The sequence below is a fragment of the Belnapia sp. AC561 genome, assembly GCF_979252845.1.
The window spans coordinates 26,616-46,130 of record NZ_CEEDBP010000014.1 but is presented as its reverse complement, the minus strand read 5'-3'; the positions used below and the strand labels follow the sequence as shown (position 1 = coordinate 46,130).

Here is a 19,515-nt window from a genome sequence, read left to right as displayed (position 1 = left end):
ACAGGGACCGGAATGCCAGAAAAGCCGCTAGGCCACCCGCCAGGACCAGCGCCAGGAGCGTGATCCTGCCCCAACCGAAGCGGCCAGCCGCCCGGTCCATCCCGGCAGCCGCACTGGCCGCGGGGGTGGACCCCGGCGGTGGCGCCAGCGTGTTCTGTTCGGGAAAAGCGTGGTCAGGCATTCAAACCTCTGACGGCGGCAGGGATTCATCTGCCCCTGTGGTGCCGAACATCAATAGCCGGAGCCGCGGCCGCCAGGGTGAGTGATTTCGCAACGGCAGGTTACGTGATGATGGGGGTCAAGGCCGGATGCAGGCCGCGACATGCGGCATGAAGTGGCCGACCGGCGGCGTCACCAGCCCTTTCACCTTGGCTTCCTCATCGAAACGCCGAAGCTGCACCGCGTCGGCAGCCTGCGGCAGGGCACGGAAGGCAGCCACTTCCGCCTCCGACATGGGGCCGCCCTGCAAGGACAGGCTCAGCACCGAATCCGCCGAAAGCTTGCCGAAGTAATCGGCCTCGGTCGCGCAGAGATACCGCTTGGCCGCGACATGCAGGCGCACCGGCTCCGTCACCTCCGGACCGAACCATTTGGCCAGGAAGGCATTGCCGATATCCTCATGCTGGTCGTCGACGCCCTGGGCCGCCGGATTCTCGCCCAAGTCATGCACCAGATGGCCGATGTCATGCATCAGGGCGGCGGCGATCAATGCCGAGGAGCAGCCCTGCTGTTCGGCTAGCCAAGCGGATTGCAGCGCATGCTGGCGCTGGTTGATGTCGTGCAGGCCATATTGGCCATCCGCCTTCAGTTCCAGTAGATCAGCAATAAGGGCAATCCGCTGGTCTGTCATCGTTCTGTCATCCGGCCTGGTGATTACTCTGCCGCAGGTTAGTATCCAGCAGAACGGGAGTCCAACGCATGGTCAGGAACGTGCTGCTCATCATCGCCGACCAGTGGCGGGGGGACTGCCTTGGGGCGCTGGGGCATCCGGCCGTGCGCACCCCTAACCTTGATGCCCTGACCGCCGAGAGCACGGTCTTCACCCGGCATTTCGGCCAAAGCGCGCCTTGCGGCCCGGCCCGGGCCTCGATGCTGACCGGGCTCTACGTGATGAACCACCGCGTGGTGGCGAATGGCGTGCCGCTGGATGCGCGGCATCCGAATTTGGCCCTCGAATTGCGCCGGGCCGGGTTCGACCCGAACCTGGTCGGCTATACCACCACGGCGCCCGACCCGCGCGGCACGGGCCCAGCCGACCCGCGCTTCCGGGTCTGGGGCGATGTGCAGGAGGGCTGGCGGGTCTTCGCCCATTTCGACGAGGTGGAGTTCCACAACTACTTCGCCTGGGCCGAAGCCAAGGGCGTGGCCCTGCCGACCAACCCGATGGATTTGCTCGGGCCCGAGGGCGCACCGGGGCCGAGTGCCGCGCCGATGCGGATGCCGGCCAGGGCCACGGATACCGCCTGGTCGGCGGAAAAGGCCATCGAGTTCCTCCGCACCACGCGGCGCGACCGGCCCTGGGTTCTGCATGCCGGCTTCTTCCGGCCGCACCCGCCCTTCTCGGCCGCGGCGCCCTGGCACGAGGCGATGGCGATGGACCGCATCCCGGTGCCGCTGGGCGATGCGGCGGAGGCGGACCAGCACCCATTGATGCGGCATTGGCTCGGCAGCCAGAAGCGGTCCAGCTATTACCAGGGCGCGACCGGTACCGTGCAGCCGCTCTCAGGCGACGACGTCAGGGCGACGCGGCAGGCCTATTACGGGCTGATCGCCGAAGTGGACGACGCGATCGGCCGGGTGCTGGCCGCCCTGCAGGAGACCGGGCAGGCCGAGGACACCTTGGTGATCTTCACCGCCGACCATGGCGAGCAACTCGGCGACCATGGGCTGCTCGGCAAGCTCGGCTGGTTCGACCAGAGCTACCATCTGCCGCTGATCATCCGCGATCCGGCGGCGCCGGGGCCGCGCCGGGTCGATGCCTTCACCGAGGCGGTGGACCTGATGCCGACCATCCTCGACCGGGTCGGTGCACCCATTCCGCGCGCCTGCGACGGGGTATCGCTCGCGCCCTGGCTGCGCGGAGCGACCCCGGCGGCCTGGCGGGACGCGGTGCATTTCGAATACGACCTGCGTGGCGGCTGGCCCGACCCGCGTCGGCCGCCCTTCGGCCTGGGCGTGGATGAGGCGGCAATGGCGGCGATCCGCACCGAGGGCTGGAAATACGTGCATTTCGCCGGCCTGCCGCCGGTGCTTTACGATCTGGCGGCCGACCCTGGCGAAAGCCGCAACCTGGCCGCCGACCCGGCCCACGCGGCATTGTTGAACGAGGCCCGGGATCGCATGCTATCCTGGCGGCTGCGTCATGCCGATCGGACGCTGACCCATCTGTGCGCCACGCCGGACGGGCTGGTGGACCGGCGCGGTTGACACCATCCGGCGCAGGATTAGCGTCGGCGCAAACCAAACCGAAGGAGGCCATGCCGATGGGTATGTCGCTCGACCAATTCGCCGCCCAGTGCAAGTCCGCCCTGGTTTCGCATCCCGGGACCGAAGGCCGCGTCGCCGTGACCGAGCTGGTCCAGGAAATCCTGAAGGACAAGGATTTCGTCGAGACCTATATCCCGGCCGGCGGGCCGGAGCGGCATGTGCTGTACGAGGACCCGGACCTCGGCTTCACCATCCTCGCCCATGCCTATGAAGGTGCGAAGAACAGCAAGCCGCATGACCACGGGCCGGCCTGGGCAATCTATGGCCAGGCGACCGGCGAGACCATCATGACGGATTACGATTGCCTGGCCCGCCCGACCGAGGATGCCCCGGGCAAGGCGCGGCCGACCCGCGACTATTCGCTGCAGCCGGGCGATGCCTACCTGTACGAGCCGGGCGTGCTGCATTCCCCGCGCCGCGACGGCTCGACCCGCCTGCTGCGGATCGAGGGGCTGAACATGGATAAGGTGAAGCGGCTGCCCTATGTCGCCGTGACCGAGGCTGTCAGCGCCTGATCTTGCTCGATTAGGCGCCGATTGTAACTTGTTGGACCATCGCCACCTCCCTCGCTAAGCTGCTGCAAAAGCCGAGTGTGGGGGTGTGGGATGGCGAAGCTCAACGTCAATGGGAAACTCGTCGAGGTCCAGGCCGACGGCGAGACGCCGCTGCTCTGGGTGATCCGCGAGCAGCTTGGCATGACCGGCACGAAGTACGGCTGCGGCGTGGCGCAATGCGGCGCCTGCACCGTGCATCTGGATGGCGTGGCGACGCGGTCCTGCTCGCTGCCGCTCTCGGCGGTGACCGAGGCGCAGAAGATCGTCACCATCGAGGGGCTTTCGCCCAACAACGACCATCCCCTGCAGAAGGCCTGGGTGGCGCTGGACGTGCCGCAATGCGGCTATTGCCAGTCCGGCATGCTGATGGCCGCGGCCGCGCTGCTGGCGGAGAACCCGAAGCCTTCCGAGGCGGATATCCGCAGCACCGTCACCAACATCTGCCGCTGCGGCACCTATAACCGGGTCCTGGCGGGCATCCAGCAGGCGGCCGGCACCACCGGCGCGCGCGGCTGAGGGGGCACCGATCATGAACGCCATCACCGGCTTCTCCCGCCGCGGCTTCCTCAGCGTCTCGGCCGCCGCCGGCGCCTTCACGCTTGGCATCCGCGCCCCGCAGGCCCAGACCGCCGCCGCCGGCGCCGCCACGCCCGAGGTGAATGCCTGGGTCGTCATCAAGCCGGACGACACAGTCGTCATCCGCATCGCCCGCTCCGAGATGGGCCAGGGCACGCTGACTGGCCTCGCCCAGCTGGTCGCGGAGGAACTGGACTGCGACTGGGCCAAGGTCACCACCGAATACCCGACGCCGGGGCAGAACCTCGCCCGCAACCGGGTCTGGGGAGATTTCTCCACCGGTGGCAGCCGCGGCATCCGGGAATCCAACGAATACGTCCGCAAGGGCGGCGCCGCCGCGCGGATGATGCTGGTGCAGGCCGCGGCCAATGGCTGGGGCGTGCCGGTCGGCGAGTGCAAGGCGGCCGCCTCGGTCGTAACCCATGCCGGCTCCGGCCGGACCATGCGCTACGGCCAGCTGGCCGAGGCTGCGGCGAAGCTGACGCCGCCGACCGATATCCCGCTGCGCAACCCGGCGGAGTGGCACCTGGCCGGCAAGCCGGTGCCGCGACTGGATACCGTCGCCAAGACCAATGGCAGCCAGGTCTACGGCATCGACCTGACCATGCCGGGGATGCTGAATGCCTCGATCCGGGACTGCCCGGTCTTCGGCGGCAAGGTGAAGTCCTTCGATGCCGCCGCCGCCCTGGCGCGGCCGGGCGTGAGGAAAGTGGTGCAGGTCGGCGACAGCGCCCTCGCCGTGGTCGCCGAGACCTGGTGGCAGGCGAACTCCGCCCTCGATGCGCTCTCGATCGTCTGGGACGAGGGGCCGAACGCCGGTCAGTCCTCCGAGACCATCGCGGCAATGCTGACCGAAGGGCTGGGCGCTGCGGAAGCCTTCATCGGCAATAAGGCGGGCGATGCCAAGGCGGCGCTCGGCAAGGCGGCGAAGACGGTGGAGGCGGTCTACAACTTCCCCTTCCAGAACCACGCCACCATGGAGCCGATGAACGCCACGGCGATCTGGACCGCCACCAAATGCGAGGTCTGGTGCCCGACGCAGAACGGCGAGGCGTCGCTGGCCGCCTGCGCCGAGGCCGCCGGCCTTCGCCCGCAGCAATGCGAAGTCCATAAGGTGCATCTCGGCGGCGGCTTCGGCCGGCGCGGCTGGCAGGATTACGTCCGCCAGGCGGTCGCCATCGCCAAGGAGTTGCCGGGCACGCCGGTGAAGCTGGTGTGGTCGCGGGAGGAGGACATGCTCCACGGTCGCTACCACCCGATCACCGCCTGCAAGCTGACCGCCGGGCTGGATGCCGATGGCAACCTCGATGCGCTGCACATGCGCATCTCCGGCCAATCCATCATTGCCGGCATCGCACCGCAGATGCTGCAGGGCGGCGCCGATAGCCGGGTCTTCCAGGGCCTGGCCCAGGGCGGCGCAGAGGGTGCCTTCGGCTATGGCATCCCGAACCTGCTGATCGACCATGCCATGCGCAACACCCATGTGCCGCCGGGCTTCTGGCGCGGGGTGAACGTCAACCAGAATGCCGTCTACCTCGAGTGCTTCATCGACGAGGTGGCGCTGGCGGCTGGCAAGGACCCGCTGGAGTTCCGCCGCGCGATGCTGCGCGGGGCGCCGAAGCACCTCGCGGTGCTGAATGCCGTGGCGGAAAAGGGTGGCTGGGGCACCCCGGCGCCGGCCGGGCGGCACCGTGGCCTCGCGGCGATCATGGGTTATGGCAGCTATGTCGCGGCCTGCGCCGAGGTCTCGGTCGCGGCCGATGGCGAGGTGACGGTGCACCGCATCGTCGCCGCAACCGACCCGGGGCATGCGGTGAACCCGCAGCAGATCGCGGCGCAGATCGAGGGCAGCTTCGCCTATGGCCTGACCGCGGCCCTGCACGGCGAGATCACCATCAAGGGCGGCCGCGTCGAACAGGAGAATTTCGACACCTACCCGATCATGCGGCTATCCGAGATGCCGGCGGTGGAAAGCATCGTCATGCCCTCCGGCGGCTTCTGGGGCGGCGTGGGCGAACCGACCATTGCCGTGGCGGCGCCGGCGGTGCTGAACGCGGTTTTCGCGGCGACCGGCAAGCGGGTGCGATCGCTGCCGCTGAAGGCGGCGGATCTGAAGAAGTGAGGCAAGAAGGTTGGGGAGAAGGTATTCTCCCCAAACCCCTCATCCATCTTTCTTCTTCTGAGAAAAAGGAAGAAATGCGGGGTTTGAGGAGCGGATATTTTTTCCTCTCCAATCTTGCTTTGGCTTTCTTGATGATTTTGAGCGCGGCCAGTGCTTCACCCCCGGGCGCCTCCTCCTGCGCCGGCTGCCACGGTGGCGGCGGGATGCCCGTGCTCGCCGGCCAGCCAGCCGAAGCGGTGGCGGCGGCGATGCTGGCCTATCAGGCAGGCGAGCGGTCGCCGACCGTGATGGACCGCATCGCCCGCGGTTTCACCGAGGCGGAAATCCGGGCCATCGCCGCCTGGGTCGCGGCACCGCCATGAAGCGGCGGGCCCTGCTGGCCGCCTCGCTGCTGGCAGCCCCGGCGCTGGCCCAGGCAAGCCCGAAGCTGGTGGTCATCGGCGGCGGCTTCGGCGGAGCGACGGCGGCGCGGGCGCTGCACCGCGCCGGGCTGGCAGTGACGTTGGTGGAGCCTGTGGAAACCTACATCTCCTGCCCCTTCAGCAATGCCGTCATCGCTGGGCTGCGGGAGATGGACCAGCAGCGCTTCGGCTATGCCGGGCTGCGCCGCGATGGCATCGCGGTGGTGCACCAGGCGGCGGCGGCGGTGGATGGCGCGGCGCGGCGGGTGACGCTGGCCGATGGCACGATGCTGCCCTACGACCGGCTGGTCATGGCCCCGGGGATCGACCTGCGGTTCGACGCATTGCCCGGCTACGACCAGGCGGCGGCCGAGATCATGCCGCATGCCTGGAAAGCCGGTGCCCAGACCCTGCTGCTGCGCCGCCAGCTGGAGGCGATGGAGGATGGCGGGCTGGTGGTCATGGCGGTGCCCGCCAACCCCTTCCGCTGCCCGCCCGGCCCCTATGAACGCGCCAGCCTGATCGCGCATTACCTGAAGACGCGGAAGCCGCGCTCCAAGCTGATGGTGTTGGATGCGAAGGATGTCTTCTCCAAGCAGAAGCTGTTCGAGCAGGCCTGGGCGGCGCTCTATCCCGATCTGCTGGAATACGTGCCGCTGTCGATGGGCGGCAAGGTGACCGAGGTCGATGTCGCGGGGCACGTGCTGCGGACCGAATTCGGCGACCATGAGGCGGCGGTCGCCAATGTCATCCCGCCGCAGCGTGCCGGGCGTATCGCCGAGCTCGCCGGCGTCGCGGACCGCAGCGGCTGGTGCCCGGTCGATCCGGTGACCTTCGAATCACGGTTGCAGCCGGGCATCCACGTGATCGGCGATGCGATCATCGCCGGGGCCATGCCGAAATCAGCCTTTGCGGCCAATGCCCAGGCACGGGTCTGCGCCGAGGCGATGGTTGGGCTACTGCGGGGCGAGGCGCCGGCGGCACCGAAGCTCATCAATACCTGCTACAGCATCGTCGCCCCGGACTACGGGATCTCGGTTGCTGGCGTGTACCAGCCGGCCAATGGGCTACTGTCCGATGTGCCAGGCGCCGGCGGCACCAGCCCGCTGGACGCGCCGGCCAGTGTCCGCAGCGCCGAGGCGGGTTATGCCGAGGGTTGGTTCCGCACCGTCACGGCGGATGTGTTTGGCTAGGTGGCTCTGGGTCCTGCTCCTGCTGGCCGGCGGCGCCGCGGCGCAGGAGGACAGCCTTCCATCCCTCACCGGCGTGCCGGGAGATGCCGTGCGTGGCCGGGCCATCGTCGCCACCCGGCAGCGCGGGCTATGCCTGCTGTGCCATGCCGGTCCCTTCCCGGAGGAGCGCTTCCAGGGCGACCTGGCGCCGAGCCTGGCCGGGGCCGGGTCGCGGTTGAGCGAAGGCCAGTTGCGGCTGCGGCTGGTCGATGGCCAACGGTTGAACCCGGCGACCATCATGCCTTCCTATTACCGCAGCGAAGGCCTGCACCGGGTCGGCCCGGCCTGGCAGGGCCGGACCATACTCACCGCCGAGGAGATCGAGGATGTCGTCGCGTTTCTCCTCACCCTACGTGATTAGCCGGCGCTCGCTGACGGGCAGCCTGCTGGCTGTGGCGCTGGTGCGGCCCGTCGGGGCGGCGGAGCGGGAGAGCCTGGAGCAGGTGATCCGTGGCTTCACCGGCGGGGCGGTGCCACGCCAGGGCCGGGTGGCGCTCGATATTCCCTCATTGGTCGAGAACGGCAACACCGTGCCGGTCACCATCGCGGTCGAGAGCCCGATGAGCGAGGCGGAGCATGTCCGCGGCATCGCCCTCTTCAACGAGAAGAACCCGCAGCCGCATGTCATCACTGCCCGCTTCGGGCCGCGCTCCGGCCGCGCCAGGCTGGCGACGCGCATCCGGCTGGCCACGTCGCAGGCCCTGGTCGCGGTGGCGGAGATGAGCGACGGCACCTACTGGTCCGATAGCGCCGAGGTCATCGTGACCCTCGCCGCCTGCGTCGAGTTCTGAGCCATGGCCCGTACCCTGATCAACCTGCCGCGCAACCCGAAGCGCGGCGAGGTCATCGAAATCCGCACGCTGATCCAGCACGGGATGGAAACCGGCTATCGCCCCGGCCCGAATGGCGTGACGCAGCAGCGCGACATCATCCGCAGCTTCGTCTGCCTGTTCAACAACGAGGAAGTCTTCCGCGCCGAGCTGCACCAGGCGATCGCGGCGAATCCCTTCCTCGAATTCCCCATGCTGGTAACCGAAAGCGGCATCCTCGCCTTCACCTGGAGCGGCGACAACGGCTTCGAGCAGACCGAGACCCGTGCCCTGACGGTGACATGAGGCGCGCCGCGCCGGCGCTGCTGCTGGCGCCCCTGATTGCAATATCCGAGGCGGCGCAGCCGCAATCGAGCTTCGAGCTGATGGCGCCGGAGACCCAGGCCATGCAGCGGGACGATACTGCCAACCCCGGCATGCTCTGGGTGCAGGAAGGCGAGGCGCTGTGGCAGCAATCCGGCTGCGCTGGCTGCCATGGCGAGGCCGCAGCCAGCATGCGCGGCGTCGCCGCCCGCTACCCCGTGTACGATGCGGCGCGGGCCGGGCCGATCGATCTCGCCGGACGGATCAACCAGTGCCGGGTAGAACGCCAGGGCGCGCCGGCCCTGGCGCTGGAAGGTGAACCGCTGCTGGCGCTGACCAGCTTCGTCGCCCACCAGTCGCGCGGCTTGCCCATCGCCCCGTCCGAGGACGCGCGCCTGGTCCCGGCCCGGACGCAGGGGGAGGCGCTGTTCCGCGAACGCCGCGGCCAGCTCAACCTGAGTTGCGCGCAATGCCACGACGACAACGCCGGGCGGAAACTGGCCGGCAACCCCATTCCGCAGGGCCACCCGAACGGCTATCCGCTCTACCGCCTGGAATGGCAGGGCATGGGGTCGCTGCAACGGCGATTGCGGAATTGCATCGCCGGCGTGCGGTCCGAACCCTTCGCCTATGGCGCGCCGGAATATCTCGCCATCGAGACCTTCCTCATGTCCCGCGCTGCAGGCTTGCCGCTGGAAACGCCTGCCGTCCGGCCTTGACGCCACTTGCTGCAACGCGAAAGGATGCGGACGGGGCTCGGGAGATCGGAATGGGTTATCGCGTCGGCGTGGATATCGGCGGGTCCTTCACCGATTTTGCCATCCTCGACGACGGCACGGGCGAGGTGCGGACCCTGAAGGTCTTCTCCCGCCCCGATCAGCCGGGGGCGGAGGTGCTGGCCGGCCTCGCCGCCATCCAGGCCCGCTACGGCATCGCGCCCGAGCAGATCAGCTATTTCACCCATGGCACCACCGTCGGGGTGAATACCGTCATTCAGCGCAGCGGGTTGCGGCTGGCGCTGCTGACGACGCGCGGCTTCCGTGACGTGCTGGAATTGGCCCGGCTGCGGGCGCCGAACATGTATGATCTGCTCTCGAAGCGCCCGGCACCCCTCATCACCCGCGATCGGGTCTTCGAGGTCGATGGCCGGCTGCGCGCGGATGGCAGCGAGGAGGCGCCGCTGGAGGAAGCCAGCGTGCTCGCCGCCGGTGCTGCGGCGGTGGCGGCGGGGGCCGAGGGCGTGGTGATCGCGCTGCTGCATGCCTACCGCAACCCGGCGCAGGAACAGCGGGCGCGGGATATCCTTGCCAAGGCGCATCCCGGGCTGCCGGTCTTCTGCTCGGCCGAGGTCTGGCCCATCGTGCGGGAATACGAACGCACCATCACCGCCGTGATCGGCGGCTATGTGCAGCCGCGGGTGGCGCATTACCTCGGCGCCTTGCAGACCGCCCTGCGCGAAGCCGGCGTGGCCGGGGAGCCGCGGCTGACCAAGTCGAACGGCGGGGTGATGACCGCGGAGCAGGGCAAGCGCGACTGCGTGCAGATGATCCTCTCCGGCACCGCCTCCGGCGTCATCGGCGCCAGCTTCATCGCCGGGCTCTCGGGCGTGGCGGAATGCATGAGCCTCGATATCGGCGGCACCAGCGCCGATGTGGCGCTGATCCTCGACGGCCAGCCGCAATACGGCGTCGGCGAGCATATCGGCGAGTTCCAGGTGCATATCCCCTCGGTCTCGGTCAGCTCGATCGGCGAAGGCGGCGGCTCCATCGCCTGGGTCGATAGCTTCGGGGTCCTGCAGGTCGGGCCGGAGAGTGCCGGCTCCACCCCCGGCCCGGCCGGCTTCGGCCGCGGCGGCACCCGGCCGACCATCACCGATGCCTTCGCCGTCTGCGGCCTGATCGGCCAGGCGGAGCTCGGCTACAGCGCGGTGACGGTGGATGCGGGCAAGGCGCGGGCGGCGGTTGGCAGTCTCGCCGGAGCGCTGGGCCTGGGCGTGGAGGCGACGGCGGAGGCGATCATCCGCATCGCCGTCTCCGGCATGTATGGCAAGGTCAGCAGCATCACCACGCGCTTCGGCGCCGACCCGCGCAGCATGGCGCTGCTGGCCTTCGGCGGGGCCGGACCGATGCTGGGCTGCTTCCTGGCGCGGGAGCTGGGCATGGCCGAGGTGCTGGTGCCGCCGACCCCGGGCGTGCTGAGCGCGCTCGGAGGGCTGATCGCCGACCTGAAGTCTGATTTCCTGCAGACGCTGTATCTCCCGCTCGATTCGGCGGCGGTGCCGGCGATCCGGGAGGGCTTCACGGGGCTGCGCGCCCAGGCGCTGGCCTGGCTGCGGGAGGAGCAGGGCCATGCCGGTCCGGTGGAACTGACCTTCTCCGCCGACCTCCGCTACCGCGGCCAATCCTATGAGCTGGAGGCGATGCTGGAGGAAGCCGTGGCCATGTCCGGCGACGTGGATGCGCTCGCCGAGGCCTTCCACGCCGCCCATGCGCGGATCTACGGCCATGCCGACCGCCGCGCCCCGATCCAGCTCATCAGCCTGCGGCTGGTCGGTGCGGGGCCAACGCCGAAGCCGAGTTTGCCGAAGCTGGCCCGGGCCAGCGGCGCGCCGAAGCCCATGGCGACGCGGCCGGTCTGGCTCGACGGCGGCTGGCGCGACGTCGATTTCCACGACCGCCGCGCCCTGCTGGCGGGGCAGAGCTTTGCCGGCCCGGTGGTGGTGACGCAGGAGGATTGCACCACCTGCGTCCCGCCCGGCTGCACGGTACGGGTGGACGACTACGGCAGCCTGCGGATCGGGGCCTCGGCATGAGCATCGACCGCACGACCCTGCGCATCCTGGCCAATTACGCGGTGGCGGCGGCCGAGAGCATGGGATGGACCTTGCTGCGGACGGCCCATTCCACCTTCGTCAAGGAGACCGAGGACTTCACCTGCCAGTTGCTGACACCGGAGGGGGTGACCTTCGCCTCGCCCAAGGGCCTCGGCGCGAGCTGGTTCACCGGCCTCGACTACGGCCCGGTGATCCGCATGATCGACAGCTACGAGGATGGCGACATCTGCATCACCAGCGATCCGTACAGCGGCTTCGTGGCGACGCATGCGCCGGATACGCATATCTGGAAGCCGATCTTCCATGAAGGCACGCTGGTCTGCTTTGTCGGCTGCCACGTCCACAACACCGATGTCGGCGGCGCGGTGCCGGCCTCGCTCTCGCGCGGCCTGACCGAGGTGCATCAGGAAGGGCTCCGCATCCCGCCGATGAAGCTGCTGCGGCGCGGCGAATACAACCGCGACCTGCTGGCGATGATCGCCACCAATGTCCGGATGCCGGAACAGAACCACGGCGACCTCAACGCGCAGATCGCCGCGGTGAATACCGGGGAGCGCAAGCTGCGCGAGATGATCGCCCGCTTCGGGCTGGAGACGGTGCGGGCGGCGATGCCGGCGCTGCTGGATTATGCCGAGCACCAGGCGCGGCAGGTCATCTCCGGCATCCCTGATGGCGCGTATTTCTACGCCGACTATGCCGACGAGGATTCGCCCGGCGGCCGCCCCTGCCGGGTGGCCCTCACCCTGCGCGTCCATGGCGACAGCCTGGAGATGGATTTCACCGGCAGCGACCCGCAGGTCGCCGCCTCGCTCAACATGCCGACCGGCGGGCATGAGCGGCATGCGCTGGCCATGGTCGGGCTGACCCTGGTGCTGAGCACCCTAGAGCCGAACCTGCTGCTGAACTACGGGGTCTATCGGGCGGCCCGGGCCATCCTGCCGGAGGGCACGGTGATGAATGCGACGGCGCCGGCCGCGGTCGGTATGCGCAGCCTGATCTGCATGCTGACCCAGGTGGTGACCATCGGCGCCTTCGCCCATGCCCTGCCGGACAAGCTGCACGCCATTCCGGCGGCGGGGCCGAGCCTGGTGAACGTCAAGACCTCGGACCGCGCCGGGCGCAGCTACATGGCCTCGATCGGGCCGGTTGGCGGCGGCGGCGGCGGGGCCGCCGGGGCGGATGCGGATGACGGCGGCGGATCCTTCTCCGGCTTCATCCGCAATACCCCGATCGAGATCACCGAGGCCGAATTACCGATCCGCTTCCTGCGCTATGGCGTGGTGCCGGATACCGGCGGGCCGGGGCGGCATCGCGGCGGGCTGGCGGCGACGATGGAATTCCAGGTCTTTGCCCCCGGCACGGTGGTGACGGCCCGGAACCGGGACCGCAGCGTCTTCGCCTCGCCGGGGATCCTTGGCGGGCGGCCGGGCGCGCCTTCCCGCTTCACCCGGGTACCGCTGCGCGGGCCGGTGGAGGAGTTGGGCAATACCGATGTGGTGGCCTGCCAGCCGCAGGATATCATCCGTCTCGCCGGCTCGGGCGGCGGCGGCTATGGCCATCCGCATGGGCGGCCGGTGGAGCAGGTGCTGCACGACGTACGCTGCGGCGTGGTCGGCCGCGAGAGTGCCCGGCGCGACTATGGCGTGGCGATCACCCCGGCGCTGGCACTCGATGCGGCGGAGACCGCGCGGCTGCGCGACGCCCCGCAGAAGGTGGCCGGCTTCCTCAGCCTCTGCGAGGCGCGGCAGGACTTCGAGCGGGTCTGGACCCCGGCCCGCTATGCCACGCTGACCGCGGTACTGGCGCGGCTGCCGGTGCATTGGCGCCACTTCGTCAAGCTGCGGCTATTCGAGGTGATGGACGCGGAAGGCGACGTGGAGCAGGCCTTCGCCACCCTCGCCGAGGACTATCCCGAATTGCGCCCGGCATGAGCCTCGCCCCGCCATCCCGCTTCGACGCGCGCCGGGCGGCGACCATCGCCGCGCTGCTGGCGCCGGGGCTGGCCTTGCTCGGGCTGGTGCTGGTCTGGCCCTTCCTGGTGATGATGGGGCTTTCGGTGCGGGAACGCTTCCCCGGGCCCTTCGTCTTCACCCTGGCGAAATACGTCGAATTCCTCGGCGACGAATACCTGCTGAATATCGCTCTCCGCACCTTCACCCTGGCGCTGACGGTGACGGCGATCTCGGCGGTGGTGGCCTATCCGGTGGCCTGGTTCCTGGCACGGTCGCGGTCGCGCTGGAAGCACTTGGTCTTCCTTGGCACCATCTTTCCGCTGCTGGTCAGCATCGTCGTCCGTACCATGGGCTGGACCATATTGCTGGGCAGCGAGGGGCTGGTGAATGCGGTGCTGCTCCGGCTCGGCCTCGTCGACGAACCGCTGCGGCTGATGCAGGGCTTCTGGTCGGTGGTGCTGGGCATGGTGCATGTGCTGCTGCCCTTCATGGTGCTGTCCATCGCCACGGTGCTGGGGAGGATCGATGCCGGCTATGGCGAGGCGGCTGCAACCTTGGGCGCCACGCCGCTGCGCAGCTTCCTGACGGTGACCCTGCCGCTCTCGGTGCAGGGCATTGCTGCCGGTTCGGTCATCGTCTTCTGCCTGACCATCGGCGCCTTCATCACCCCGCTCTGGCTTGGGCGTGGGCATGTGACGATCATGGCCATCGCCATCCATGAGCAGATGGTGACCCTGGTGGACTGGCCGGGGGGTGCGGCTTCGGCCATGCTGCTCACCTTCAGCACGCTGGTGCTGCTGGCGGGATACGGGCTGCTGCTGCGACGCTGGGCGAGGCGATAGTGATGCGCACGGAAAGATTGCTCGGCCTGTATGTGGCGCTGGTGATGCTGTTCCTGGCGCTGCCCATCGCCATCGTCATCCCATCCGCCTTCAGCGACGGCTCGGCGCTGACTTTCCCGCCGCAGGGATTCTCGCTGAAGTGGTTCCGCGCCATCCTGGACCGGCCGGCGCTGCTTGCGGCCTGCTGGAACAGCGCCGCCATCGCGGTGATGGCGACCGCGGTGTCCCTGGTGGTCGGCACGCTATCCGCCTTCACCTTGCGACGCTACGACTTCCCCGGCCGGCAGGCGCTGATGCTGCTGTTCCTGACGCCGCTGGTCTTCCCCGCCATCGTGCTGGCGGCGGCGATCGCCATGGTGCTGGCGCCGCTCGGGCTGGTGCGGAATTTCTGGGGGCTGGTGCTGGCGCATATCATCGTCACCCTGCCCTATGTGGTGCGCACCGTCTCCGCGACGCTTGCCGAGATCGACCGGGCCTATGAGGAAGCGGCGCTGACGCTGGGTGCCAATCCCTGGATCAGCTTCCGCGACATCACCCTGCCGCTCTTGCGGCCCGGGCTGATCGCCGGGGCCACCTTCTCGCTCATCATCTCCTTCGATGAATTCACCATCTCCCTGTTCCTGGTGGGCAGCGGGATGATGACCCTGCCGATCGAGATGTATAATTACGCCGAGTATAGCCTCGACCCGACCCTGGCCGCCGTTTCGACGCTGCTGGTACTGGTGACCACGGTGGCGGTGCTGGCGGTCGAACGCACGGTCGGTCTGGGGAAGCAATTCGGATGAGCGGTGCCTTGGGAGTGACGCTCAACGGTGTCGCCAAGTGGTACGGCAAGGTACCGGCGGTGCAGGGCATCGACCTCGACGTGGCGCCGGGCGAGATGGTCAGCCTGCTGGGGCCGAGTGGCTGCGGCAAGACCACCACACTGCGGATGATCGCCGGGCTGGAAAAGCTGGATGCCGGGGAAATCCGCATCGGCGGCAGACGCGCCAATGAGGTACCGCCCTGGCGCCGCAACATCGGCATGGTCTTCCAAAATTACGCGCTGTTCCCACACAAGTCGGTCGCCGAAAATATCGGCTATGGGCTGATGATGCGTCGCGTGCCCCGGCCGGAGATTGCCGCCCGCATTGCCGGTGCCATGCGGCAGGTGCGGCTGGAAGGACTGGGGGACCGCTCACCGTCCCAGCTCTCGGGCGGCCAGCGGCAGCGCGTGGCGCTCGCCCGCGCCATCATCACCCGGCCGGACGTGCTGCTCTTCGATGAGCCGCTGGCCGCGCTCGACCGCAAACTGCGGGAGCAGATGCAGGTCGAGATCAAGCTGCTGCAACGCGAAGTCGGCATCACCACCATCTTCGTCACGCACGACCAGGATGAGGCGCTGACCCTATCCGACCGCATCGTGGTGATGGACCAGGGCCGCATCGTGCAGACCGGTACGCCGGACGAGATCTACGATCGGCCGGCCAACCACTTCGTCTCCGACTTCATCGGCATGATGAATGCGCTGCGCGGCACCGTGCTGGGCGGCGGGCCGGAAGGGCTGCGGGTGCGGCTGCTTGGCGGGCTGGAGGTCGATGTCCCCGGCGCCCCGGCCTCCGAGGTGGGCAGCGCCATCGAGCTGATGCTGCGGCCGGAGAAGGTGCTGGTGAATCCGGCTCCCGATGCAAGCATCGCCACCATCCGCGGCACGGTCGCGCATATCGTCTATATGGGCGCCATCACCTATCTGCATGTGGCGATCGGCGGTGGTGCCAATCTGGTGGCGATGCTGCCGAATGGCGCCGGGGCGATACCCGTCCCGCGGCAGGGCGAGGCCGTGATGCTCGGCTGGCACCCGGGGCAATTGGTTGGCTTCGCTGCGCCAAAAGGCGCTTGACGCCGGCGCACCGCGACCGGAACCTTCGCTCGGGCAAGCGGGAGACGGGCAATGACGGATGTGGCGGATATCCTGAGGAATTTCGCTGCGGGCACGCATCGCCGAGGCCTGCTGCAAGGGCTGGCGGCGATGGGCGCCGGTGGTGCCTCCTTCCTCCGCTTCGCCGAGGCGCTGGCCCAGGCGCCGGCCGCCGATGTCGCGCAGATCACCATCCTGTCCCAGCCCGGCGCGGTCCCGGACATCCTGAAGGACGTGACCCTGCCGCAGTTCCGCGGCACCAATCCGGCGACCGCGGTCCAGCTGGAAATCGCCACCAACGCGGCCGGCTATCCGCGCATGCTGACCCAGCGGGCGAACCCGGTGATCAGCGGCGGCATGTTCAACGACATCTTCGCCCAGCGCGGCCGCGCCGATGGCATGTTCACCAAATTCGACCCGGCCTTCGTACCGAATGCGAAGAAGCTGCCGGCCGGGATGGAGACGCCGGGCGGGCTCGGCATTCCCTTCCACCTCGCGCCCTTCGCCATCATGTACAACCCGGACCGGATGGCGGCACCGACCTCCTGGAACGACCTCTATGATCCGAAGCTGCGCGGCCGCGTCGCCATGTGGGATGCCTACTACGACGGCTACATCATGGCCGCCGTCGCCGCCGGCAAGCCGCCGAGCGTCGAGGAGGGCATCCGTGCCTGGCAGCCGCACAAGGCGAATATCGGCGCCTGGGTGAATTCGCCTGTCGTGGCCGAGGACCTCGTCTCCCGCGGGGAGATGTGGGCGGCGCCGCACTGGGGCTCCTTCATGGGTCAGGCGCGGGCGCGGGGCAACAAGCTGGCCTTCGTGGTGCCGAAGGAAGGCGGCGTGCAATGGACCGGGCATATGCAGTCCTGCGTCGGCTTCTCGCCCAAGGCGACGGAGTTGACCCAGCGCTACCTCGACACCTGGCTCTCGGACGAATGCCAGCTCGCCTGGATCACCCGCGGCTTCTTCTCCCCGGCCAGCACGACGGTCCAGATTCCCGAGGCGCTGAAGGCCGATTCGGTCGTCATGAGCGCAGAGGAGGCGCAGCGCCGGCTGATCCGCCCGGATTTCGAGAAGATCGGCCCCGACATGCCGCGGCTGACCACCATGATCGTGCGCACCCTGAAGGGCTGAGGGGATGGGCGCGCGCATCCTCATCTGGGGCGCCGGGGCGATCGGCGGCACGGTCGGCGCTTTCCTCGGCGCCGCCGGGCATGACATCACCGTCGTCGATACCGATGCGGCCCATGTCGCGGCGATCCGCGCGGAGGGGTTGAAGATCAGCGGCCCGATCGCGACCTTGGCGGTCCGGGCCCCGGCTTTCCTGCCGGGTGAGCTGAGCGGCAGCTGGGACCACATCTTCCTTTGCGTGAAGTCGCAATTCACCCGTGAAGCGTCTCGCGCGCTGCTGCCGCATCTGGCGGAGGATGGCTACGTCCTGTCGCTGCAGAACGGGCTCTGCGAGGGCATGATCGCCGATGTCGTCGGCGCCTCGCGCGTCGTTGGCGCCTTCATCAATTTCGGCGCGGACTGGATCGCGCCGGGGCAGGTGCTCTTCGCCAATCACGGCGCCGTCGTGCTGGGGGAGATGGATGGCCGGATCACCGATCGGCTGCGCGCCCTGCATGGCTTGATGCTCGAATTCGCCCCGCACGCGATCATGACGGAGGAGATCGCCGGCTATCTCTGGGGCAAGCTCGGCTATGCCTGCTTCCTGTTTGCCCAGGCCCTGGGCGATCTCGGCATCGCCGATTGCCTGGAACGGCCCGAGCTGCTGCCGTTGTGGCGGGCGCTGGGCGCCGAGGTCAATGCCGTCGCGGCCGCAATCGGCATCACGCCGCGCGGCTTCAACGGCTACGACCCCGCCGCCTTCGCCCCGGGCGCCCCAGCGGAGGCCGCGGCCGCATCCGTGGCGGCGATGGTCGCCTTCAACCGCCCGAATGCGAAGACGCATTCCGGAATCTGGCGGGACATCGCGGTGCGCAAGCGCGGCACCGAGGTGGATGCGCAGATCGCACCGATCGCCGAGATCGGCGCGGCGCATGGCGTGGACTGTCCGACGGTGCGGCGCCTGGTGGACCTGATCCACGCGATTGAGCGGGGACGGCTGGCGCAATCCGATGCCAATCTGCTGACCCTGATGGGCCGGTAGCGGAAACCCGTCAGCCGCCTTGGGCCTGGTCCCCTCGGGCCTGGCCGATCAGTGCGAGGCCTTCCGCGACGGAGACGAATTCGCCACCCCCTGCAACCTTGGTGGCGCCGAAGCGGTCTTCGAAAATTCGGCGCACTGCGGGCACGAGCGAGGTGCCGCCGGTCAGGAAGACCCGGTCGATTCCCTCCGGCGGCAAGCTCGCCTCGGTCAGGGCCTCGTCCACGGCATGGCCCAGCTTCGCCAGATCCGGCGCGATCCAGGCCTCGAAATCGGCCCGGTCGATCTCGGCCTCGACCGTGAAACCCTCATGCCGGAATTGCAGCATGGCCTTGGGCGCGCGGGACAGCGCCGCCTTCACGCCGGAGACGGCACGGTACAGGGAATAGCCCGCCTCTTCCTCGATCAGGCTGATCAAGTGGTGCAGCCGGTCCGGGTGGTCCGCGGTCCGTGCAACCTCCGCGATATCGCGCAGGATCTTCGGGGCCCGCATCAGCGAGAGGCGGTGCCAGCGGGCAAATCCGGTGTACCAGGCCGGCGGGATCGGCAGCGGCTTGCCCATGACCTTATAGTTGTCGTTCTTGCCAAGCAGTGGCGAGACCACGCGATCGATGATGCGGTAGTCGAAGTTGTCGCCCGCGATGCCGATGCCGGAATGCCCGAGCGCCGTCACCCGGTGCGTCGCGCCGGGTTCGAAGCGTAGCACCGAGAAGTCGCTGGTGCCGCCGCCGAAATCGCCGACCAGGACCGTCGTGGCGCCCTTCAGCGTGCTGGCGAAGCGGTAGCCCGCAGCTTCCGGCTCCAGCGCAAAGCCGATATCCGGCCAGCCGGCCTGGGCATAGGCGGCGCGCAGCCGGCCCTCCGCCAGCGCATCATCAGGGAAGTCGCCGGCGAAGCGCACCGGCCGGCCAGCGATGAGCCTGGCGCCGGCCAGTGTCGGGCCGCTTTCGCCGAACAGGTCGCGCAGCAGCAGGGCGATCAGCGCATCAAGGGTGAAGGCGCGACCGAAGATGCGGGTCTCGCCGAAGCTGCGCTGCGCCAGATAGGATTTCATCGACATGATCAGCCGGCTGGCCAGCGGATCCTCGAGATAGGCATCGATGGCAAGCGGCCCGGCTGCATGCCGGAAGGCACCACGCTCCGCCGCCGAGAAACACAGCACGGAGCGGAAGACATCCATCTCCGCCTGGCCGACGGCGAATCGAGCCGTGGCGACGCTGCCATCGGGCTGCAGGACGGCGACGACGCTGTTGGTGGTGCCGAAATCGACACCGATGACCGTTGCCATGGACAGGACCCGTACCGCAAAGGGGCGGCGGGTTAGACCCGAACCCGGC

Annotated in this window: 19 protein-coding genes; 17 read left to right on the top strand and 2 right to left on the bottom strand. The window is 68.8% G+C overall.

Features of this window, described 5'->3' with window-relative positions; all coding sequences use genetic code 11:
* Positions 1–298: 298 nt before the first annotated feature.
* Complete coding sequence (locus tag AC0IW9_RS13605; RefSeq protein ID WP_471648801.1) at positions 299–850, bottom strand: phosphonate degradation HD-domain oxygenase; 552 nt, start codon at positions 848–850, stop codon at positions 299–301.
* Positions 851–918: 68 nt separating this feature from the next.
* Here AC0IW9_RS13605 and AC0IW9_RS13600 point away from each other — a divergent pair, with 68 nt between their 5' ends.
* The 17 genes from AC0IW9_RS13600 to AC0IW9_RS13520 all read left to right on the top strand — a co-directional run bounded on the left by AC0IW9_RS13600 (position 919) and on the right by AC0IW9_RS13520 (position 18,181).
* Positions 919–2,427, top strand: a complete 1,509-nt coding sequence (locus AC0IW9_RS13600) for an alkaline phosphatase family protein (protein ID WP_471648800.1) — start codon at positions 919–921, stop codon at positions 2,425–2,427.
* Between the two features lie 56 nt (positions 2,428–2,483).
* The gene (locus tag AC0IW9_RS13595; RefSeq protein ID WP_471648799.1) at positions 2,484–3,002 is read left to right on the top strand and encodes a hypothetical protein; all 519 of its coding nucleotides are present in this window, start codon (positions 2,484–2,486) and stop codon (positions 3,000–3,002) included.
* A 90-nt stretch (positions 3,003–3,092) separates the two neighbouring features.
* A complete protein-coding gene (locus AC0IW9_RS13590; protein WP_471648798.1) occupies positions 3,093–3,557 on the top strand; it encodes a (2Fe-2S)-binding protein in 465 nt (154 codons plus the stop codon).
* Positions 3,558–3,570: 13 nt separating this feature from the next.
* Positions 3,571–5,739: a xanthine dehydrogenase family protein molybdopterin-binding subunit gene (locus tag AC0IW9_RS13585; protein WP_471648797.1), complete on the top strand. Its 2,169-nt coding sequence runs from the start codon at positions 3,571–3,573 to the stop codon at positions 5,737–5,739.
* The gene (locus AC0IW9_RS13580) at positions 5,736–6,101 is read left to right on the top strand and encodes a c-type cytochrome (RefSeq protein ID WP_471648796.1); all 366 of its coding nucleotides are present in this window, start codon (positions 5,736–5,738) and stop codon (positions 6,099–6,101) included. Before AC0IW9_RS13585 ends, AC0IW9_RS13580 begins: the two co-directional genes overlap by 4 nt.
* The gene (locus AC0IW9_RS13575; protein WP_471648795.1) at positions 6,098–7,333 is read left to right on the top strand and encodes an FCSD flavin-binding domain-containing protein; all 1,236 of its coding nucleotides are present in this window, start codon (positions 6,098–6,100) and stop codon (positions 7,331–7,333) included. Before AC0IW9_RS13580 ends, AC0IW9_RS13575 begins: the two co-directional genes overlap by 4 nt.
* Positions 7,326–7,733 (top strand): sulfur oxidation c-type cytochrome SoxX, encoded by a 408-nt coding sequence (soxX, locus tag AC0IW9_RS13570; protein WP_471648794.1) that lies wholly within the window; start codon positions 7,326–7,328, stop codon positions 7,731–7,733. Before AC0IW9_RS13575 ends, soxX begins: the two co-directional genes overlap by 8 nt.
* Entirely contained in the window at positions 7,699–8,163 is a 465-nt protein-coding gene (locus AC0IW9_RS13565) for a SoxY-related AACIE arm protein (RefSeq protein ID WP_471648793.1), read from the top strand. The genes soxX and AC0IW9_RS13565 overlap by 35 nt, the downstream gene beginning before the upstream one ends.
* Before the next feature lie 3 nt (positions 8,164–8,166).
* Positions 8,167–8,487, top strand: coding sequence for a thiosulfate oxidation carrier complex protein SoxZ (locus AC0IW9_RS13560; RefSeq protein ID WP_471648792.1), 321 nt, complete (start codon positions 8,167–8,169; stop codon positions 8,485–8,487).
* Positions 8,484–9,224, top strand: coding sequence for a sulfur oxidation c-type cytochrome SoxA (gene soxA / locus AC0IW9_RS13555; RefSeq protein WP_471648791.1), 741 nt, complete (start codon positions 8,484–8,486; stop codon positions 9,222–9,224). The genes AC0IW9_RS13560 and soxA overlap by 4 nt, the downstream gene beginning before the upstream one ends.
* A 50-nt stretch (positions 9,225–9,274) precedes the next feature.
* Entirely contained in the window at positions 9,275–11,317 is a 2,043-nt protein-coding gene (locus AC0IW9_RS13550; protein ID WP_471648790.1) for a hydantoinase/oxoprolinase family protein, read from the top strand.
* Complete coding sequence (locus AC0IW9_RS13545; protein WP_471648789.1) at positions 11,314–13,269, top strand: hydantoinase B/oxoprolinase family protein; 1,956 nt, start codon at positions 11,314–11,316, stop codon at positions 13,267–13,269. The genes AC0IW9_RS13550 and AC0IW9_RS13545 overlap by 4 nt, the downstream gene beginning before the upstream one ends.
* On the top strand, positions 13,266–14,132 hold the full coding sequence (locus AC0IW9_RS13540; RefSeq protein WP_471648788.1) for an ABC transporter permease: 867 nt from the start codon (positions 13,266–13,268) through the stop codon (positions 14,130–14,132). Before AC0IW9_RS13545 ends, AC0IW9_RS13540 begins: the two co-directional genes overlap by 4 nt.
* A 2-nt stretch (positions 14,133–14,134) precedes the next feature.
* Complete coding sequence (locus AC0IW9_RS13535; protein ID WP_471648787.1) at positions 14,135–14,917, top strand: ABC transporter permease; 783 nt, start codon at positions 14,135–14,137, stop codon at positions 14,915–14,917.
* Positions 14,914–16,011, top strand: coding sequence for an ABC transporter ATP-binding protein (locus AC0IW9_RS13530; protein ID WP_471648786.1), 1,098 nt, complete (start codon positions 14,914–14,916; stop codon positions 16,009–16,011). The genes AC0IW9_RS13535 and AC0IW9_RS13530 overlap by 4 nt, the downstream gene beginning before the upstream one ends.
* 51 nt (positions 16,012–16,062) lie before the next feature.
* Positions 16,063–17,163: an ABC transporter substrate-binding protein gene (locus AC0IW9_RS13525; protein WP_471648785.1), complete on the top strand. Its 1,101-nt coding sequence runs from the start codon at positions 16,063–16,065 to the stop codon at positions 17,161–17,163.
* Positions 17,164–17,167: 4 nt separating this feature from the next.
* Positions 17,168–18,181, top strand: a complete 1,014-nt coding sequence (locus AC0IW9_RS13520; protein ID WP_471648784.1) for a ketopantoate reductase family protein — start codon at positions 17,168–17,170, stop codon at positions 18,179–18,181.
* 10 nt (positions 18,182–18,191) lie between these two features.
* On the opposite strand, the gene AC0IW9_RS13515 is transcribed toward AC0IW9_RS13520, so the two are convergent.
* Positions 18,192–19,466 carry an Hsp70 family protein gene (locus AC0IW9_RS13515; RefSeq protein WP_471648783.1) on the bottom strand — a complete coding sequence of 425 codons (1,275 nt, stop codon included), beginning with the start codon at positions 19,464–19,466 and terminating at the stop codon, positions 18,192–18,194.
* Positions 19,467–19,515: the final 49 nt, after the last annotated feature.

Excerpts from the sequence above, each read along its gene's own strand:
- AC0IW9_RS13530 (WP_471648786.1), top strand. The coding sequence starts at position 14,914 with ATGAGCGGTGCCTTGGGAGTGACGCTCAACGGTGTCGCCAAGTGGTAC.
- AC0IW9_RS13515 (WP_471648783.1), bottom strand. The coding sequence starts at position 19,466 with ATGGCAACGGTCATCGGTGTCGATTTCGGCACCACCAACAGCGTCGTC.
- AC0IW9_RS13595 (WP_471648799.1), top strand. The coding sequence starts at position 2,484 with ATGGGTATGTCGCTCGACCAATTCGCCGCCCAGTGCAAGTCCGCCCTG.
- AC0IW9_RS13605 (WP_471648801.1), bottom strand. The coding sequence starts at position 850 with ATGACAGACCAGCGGATTGCCCTTATTGCTGATCTACTGGAACTGAAG.
- AC0IW9_RS13545 (WP_471648789.1), top strand. The coding sequence starts at position 11,314 with ATGAGCATCGACCGCACGACCCTGCGCATCCTGGCCAATTACGCGGTG.
- AC0IW9_RS13590 (WP_471648798.1), top strand. The coding sequence starts at position 3,093 with ATGGCGAAGCTCAACGTCAATGGGAAACTCGTCGAGGTCCAGGCCGAC.
- AC0IW9_RS13520 (WP_471648784.1), top strand. The coding sequence starts at position 17,168 with ATGGGCGCGCGCATCCTCATCTGGGGCGCCGGGGCGATCGGCGGCACG.
- AC0IW9_RS13525 (WP_471648785.1), top strand. The coding sequence starts at position 16,063 with ATGACGGATGTGGCGGATATCCTGAGGAATTTCGCTGCGGGCACGCAT.
- AC0IW9_RS13535 (WP_471648787.1), top strand. The coding sequence starts at position 14,135 with ATGCGCACGGAAAGATTGCTCGGCCTGTATGTGGCGCTGGTGATGCTG.
- AC0IW9_RS13585 (WP_471648797.1), top strand. The coding sequence starts at position 3,571 with ATGAACGCCATCACCGGCTTCTCCCGCCGCGGCTTCCTCAGCGTCTCG.
- AC0IW9_RS13550 (WP_471648790.1), top strand. The coding sequence starts at position 9,275 with ATGGGTTATCGCGTCGGCGTGGATATCGGCGGGTCCTTCACCGATTTT.
- AC0IW9_RS13600 (WP_471648800.1), top strand. The coding sequence starts at position 919 with ATGGTCAGGAACGTGCTGCTCATCATCGCCGACCAGTGGCGGGGGGAC.
- AC0IW9_RS13540 (WP_471648788.1), top strand. The coding sequence starts at position 13,266 with ATGAGCCTCGCCCCGCCATCCCGCTTCGACGCGCGCCGGGCGGCGACC.
- soxA (WP_471648791.1), top strand. The coding sequence starts at position 8,484 with ATGAGGCGCGCCGCGCCGGCGCTGCTGCTGGCGCCCCTGATTGCAATA.
- AC0IW9_RS13565 (WP_471648793.1), top strand. The coding sequence starts at position 7,699 with ATGTCGTCGCGTTTCTCCTCACCCTACGTGATTAGCCGGCGCTCGCTG.
- AC0IW9_RS13560 (WP_471648792.1), top strand. The coding sequence starts at position 8,167 with ATGGCCCGTACCCTGATCAACCTGCCGCGCAACCCGAAGCGCGGCGAG.
- AC0IW9_RS13575 (WP_471648795.1), top strand. The coding sequence starts at position 6,098 with ATGAAGCGGCGGGCCCTGCTGGCCGCCTCGCTGCTGGCAGCCCCGGCG.